Source organism: Streptomyces sp. TRM64462 (assembly GCF_013362995.1).
Classification (GTDB): domain Bacteria; phylum Actinomycetota; class Actinomycetes; order Streptomycetales; family Streptomycetaceae; genus Streptomyces.
This window is the reverse complement of sequence record NZ_JABWDV010000147.1, coordinates 1-690: the sequence shown is the minus strand read 5'-3', so window position 1 is coordinate 690 and position 690 is coordinate 1. Positions and strand designations below refer to the sequence as shown.

1 protein-coding gene is annotated in these 690 nt (G+C 78.0%); it reads right to left on the bottom strand.

All coding sequences use genetic code 11. From position 1 onward, the window contains the following. Positions 1-230 precede the first annotated feature (230 nt). Positions 231-690: ROK family protein (locus tag HTZ82_RS06880; protein ID WP_175408393.1), on the bottom strand; the 460-nt coding region annotated here is incomplete at its 5' end.

The following is a 690-nucleotide window of genomic DNA, read 5'->3' as shown; positions in this document are numbered from 1 at the left end:
TGTCCCCTGTCCCGCCCCTTCCCGAAACTGGGGGCTCCGCCCCCAGACCCCCGTATCGCGCCTTGGGGGTACCCCTGCTCGAAGAGCTTGGGGGAGCTCGTCCTCAAACGCCGGACGGGCTGACAATCAGCCCCTCCGGCGCTTGAGGAGCGGGGGGTTCGGGGGGCAGAGCCCCCCGACTCGGGAAGGGGCGGGATAGGGGAAAGACCCCGCCGAGCTGCGGGGCGGCCTCAGCGGGTGGGCCCGAAGAGGTCGTCCTGGGCGGCGTCACGTGCGGTGAGCAGGGCGCCGCGCAGCACGGCGGCGCCCCCCAGGGCACTGGCCCGCACCTCCGTGTGCAGCGGCGACAGCTCCGCCAGCCGCGCCTCGACCCGCACCGCCAGGGCGGAGCCGCCCGCGTGACCGGTCTCGCCGCCGAGTACGACGCACCCGGGGTCCAGTACGGCGCTGACGGCCGCCACACCGAGGGCGAGGCGCTCGGCCACGGCGTCCAGGAAGGCGTCGGCACCGGCACCGCCCCGCCGGACGGCCGCCCGGACGTCGACGGCACCGGCGGGCTCACCGGTACGGGCCGGGCGGCCCAGGTCGCGCGGGCGGGGGCCCGACTCGGCGGCCTGCCCGCCTTCACCGTCCCGGTCACCCCGGCCGCGCCGGTCATCAGCGCCGTCCCGGTCACCCCGGCCGCGCCGG